The organism is Chitinophaga sp. (assembly GCF_036566945.1).
Lineage (GTDB): Bacteria > Bacteroidota > Bacteroidia > Chitinophagales > Chitinophagaceae > Chitinophaga.
In genome coordinates this window covers 1-3,556 of record NZ_DATCVJ010000386.1, presented here as the reverse complement: position 1 = coordinate 3,556, position 3,556 = coordinate 1, and the positions used below count along the sequence as shown (strand labels likewise).

Here is a 3,556-nt window from a genome sequence, read left to right as displayed (position 1 = left end):
ATGTGGGTATCCGCATTCATCTTCGCTAATCTTTTTTTAATCTTTTTAAATCCTGAAAAACAAAATCTGGAAAATCATCTAAATCAGTATAATCCTGGATAAAGACAAAAACTCGCACATTATCCTTTCACTGCCAGCAGCAGTTCCAGGTCAGTATACTTCAATTTGAATTTTTCGCTTAAATGGTAATTCGTCAGGGCGCCTTTGTAAAGATAAATGCCATTACGTACCCCCCGCTTAATCCATACCAGGTTCTCAAATCCGCCATCATCAGCAGCTTCCACGAGTAAAGGCATCAACACATTGCTGATAGCTTCGGACGCGGTGCGGGCAAATCCGGAAGGGATATTGGGTACGCAGTAATGCACTACATCGTACTTTTTAAAGACCGGGTTTTCGTGGGTGGTAATTTCAGAGGTTTCGAAACAACCGCCCCGATCAATGCTTACGTCTACAATCACGGAGCCGGCCTTCATGTTGCTCACCATAGATTCACTCACCACGATGGGGGTACGTCCGCTCTGCGACGACAACGCACCTACAGCTACATCTGCATTACGTAGCTGCTCTGCCAATACCTTGGGCTGGATAACGGAAGTGAATACACGTACCCCGATATTGTTTTGCAGTCTTTTTAGTTTGTAGATATTATTATCGAATACTTTTACGGAAGATCCCAGTGCCAGCGCGGTGCGGGCTGCAAATTCGCCCACAATACCGGCGCCTATAATCACCACTTTGGTAGGTGGGATACCGGTAATGCCTCCCAGCAGAATGCCTTTTCCTTTGTTATCGTTGCTGAGGTATTGTCCGGCAATGAGCATGGATGCACCTCCGGCAATTTCACTCATCGCCCTTACAATCGGATAAGTGCCGGCATCATCTTTCAGGTTTTCAAAAGACAACAGCGTGATGCGCTTTTCCATCATTTTCTCTACCTGTGGCGCTTTCAGCGCAGCCAGGTGAATGGGGGAAATGACAATCTGGTGCGGATGCAGTAATTCTATTTCTTCGTCATTCAGGGGGGCCGACTTTACGATGATCTCCGCTTTGAAAACCTCCTTTTTATCATACACTATTTCGGCGCCGGCTTCTGAATAGTCGGTGTCGTAATAGTGCGATCCGTCGCCCGCTTTATGCTCTACTACTATGTGGTGTCCGTGTGCCGCTAAAATGCTGACTGCATCGGGCGTAAGGGCTATCCGGTTTTCCTGGAAAGAGGTTTCCTTGGGAATACCTATAAACAAGCGGGAATTTTTCTGTGGAATATCCAACGTTTCTTCCAGCGGCGAATAGGTAAAGCCAGCACTTACTACAGGTTTTTGCCTTTGCTCCATATGCGGTGTTCAGTTTTTTTAAATCGAAGTATTCAAAGATACATCATTTGAGAGAGGAAGCGATTTCACGCAAGACCCTTTTTTGATCCGCTTGTACTTCCAGTTGCAGATGTACGGTATCCAGTGGTAACAGATGTGCCACCACTTCCGGCCATTCCACAAAACTAATGGCATCCTGGTAGAGGGTGTCCTCTACGCCGGCGCTGATAGCATCGTCTTCATCCCGGAGCCGGTACAGGTCCAGGTGAAAAATGCGGCGGGGATGCCCCTGCACATCGTGATAAGCATACTCGTTGATGATGGAGAAAGTGGGACTGGCAGTAGCATCTTCTACCCCTTTGGCTGCACATAAAGCCTTTACCAGGGTGGTTTTGCCGGCTCCCATGGGGCCGTCCAGCGTAAATACCTGCTTGTCAGCGAAATATTCCCAGAATTGACGGGCTATTTCGGGTAATTGATCCAGCGTAAATGTCCATTGCATCCCCAAAAATAAGGAGAAAGCAGAAAGGAAAAAGCAAAAAGCTATTGCCGCAGATGATTTTCGGGTAAATCTCCCCGGCAATAGCTTTTTGCTTTCTGCTTTCCGCTTTCTGCCTCTCCGTTGCATTAATATTTACCCTGCTTAACCGATCAACGGATAACTTTGTACCAGGAGGAAAGTTGTCAGATGACACCAGTAAGTTGCAAGGTAGAAGGCATGCACTGCACGAGTTGTGCACTCGGCGTTTCCAAATACCTGGAGAAAAAGGGCATGCAGGACGTAAACGTCAGCTTCGCCACAGAAGAGGTACATTTTACCGCACCCGAAGGGGCGGATTCAAAGGAAGTGCTCCATGGCATTACGCAGATGGGGTATCGGGTAGTGATGCCGGAAGAAAAGCCTACAGAGCGGAAGCTATATACCACCCTGACATTCAAATTTATTTTTTGTCTCATATTTACTTTGCCCCTGCTGTTGCATATGTGGGTAAGCTGGCCCTGGCTACATCAGCCATGGGTGCAGTTCTGGCTTACATTGCCGGTATATATGACGGGTATGTGGCATTTCGGACGTAGTGCCATACGCTCCCTGATCAATCGCATGGCCAACATGGACGTGCTGGTATCACTGGGCGCCACCGCGGCTTTTGCCTATAGTTTTGTAGGCACCGTGGTATATGGTAATCCGGATTACATGTTTTACGAAACTACCGCCGCCATCATTACCCTGGTATTCCTGGGAAATATGCTGGAAGAGAAATCCGTGAAACAAACCACCAGCGCCATTTCTGACCTGGCCCGGATGCAGATTACCACGGCCAGACTGATTAACACCGATCATGGCCATGAACATATTCACGAAGTAGATAACCGTACCCTTCGCACCGGCGATTGCGTACTGGTAAATACCGGCGATAAAATCCCGATGGATGGCACCATTTATTGGGGTAGCGGTCATGCCAACGAATCCATGATCACCGGCGAAAGCGCCCCGGTCAGCAAAAAAGAAAAAGATAAGGTCATAGGCGGTACCCTGTTGGAAGATGGTAGTATCAAGGTGTATATCACCGCCACAGGCAAGGATACGGTACTTTCCTATATCATAGAGCTGGTGAAACAGGCGCAATCCGACAAACCACCTATGCAGAAGCTGGCAGACCGTATCAGCGCCATATTTGTACCCCTGGTACTGGGCATCGCGCTGGTAACTTTCCTGGGTTGGTATTTTATAGGACATACTTCCCTGGCTACCGCCATGATGAGGAGTGTAGCCGTGCTGGTGATTTCCTGCCCCTGCGCCATGGGACTGGCTACGCCGGCCGCCGTGATGGTGGGCCTGGGCCGGGCTGCCCGCAATGGTATCCTGATTAAAGGCGGTCATACACTGGAAATGTTTAAAAACATCCGGCAGGTAGTATTTGATAAAACAGGTACCCTCACCACCGGTAAACTGCAGCTGGGCGAATACCAGTTTTTTGATATGCCGGAAGAAGCATTTAAACAGGTGGTATATAGCCTGGAAAAATATTCTTCCCACCCAATTGCCCGCTCTATTGCCGCCGCCTGGAAATCGGCCGGGGAAATGCCTTTACAGCAGGTGCGGGAACATAAAGGCTTAGGGATGCGTGCCAGTGATAAGGTCGGCAACGAATGGCAGTTAGGGTCTTTCCGCATGGCTGCTGGTATTACGGGAGATGACAGTCATAACCTATACCTCCTCAAAAACGGTCAACTCGCAG

The 3,556-nt window shown here is 48.7% G+C and carries 3 protein-coding genes; 1 reads left to right on the top strand and 2 read right to left on the bottom strand.

Features of this window, described 5'->3' with window-relative positions:
* Window positions 1–119: 119 nt before the first annotated feature.
* Window positions 120–1,337, bottom strand: a complete 1,218-nt coding sequence (locus tag VIP81_RS11350; protein ID WP_331960054.1) for an alanine dehydrogenase — start codon at window positions 1,335–1,337, stop codon at window positions 120–122.
* A gap of 43 nt (window positions 1,338–1,380) precedes the next feature.
* Window positions 1,381–1,818, bottom strand: coding sequence for a tRNA (adenosine(37)-N6)-threonylcarbamoyltransferase complex ATPase subunit type 1 TsaE (tsaE, locus tag VIP81_RS11345; RefSeq protein WP_331960051.1), 438 nt, complete (start codon window positions 1,816–1,818; stop codon window positions 1,381–1,383).
* 186 nt (window positions 1,819–2,004) lie between these two features.
* Between tsaE and VIP81_RS11340 the strand changes: the two genes are divergently transcribed.
* Window positions 2,005–3,556, top strand: a 1,552-nt coding sequence (locus tag VIP81_RS11340; protein WP_331960048.1) for a cation-translocating P-type ATPase, incomplete at its 3' end; no start/stop codon positions are given.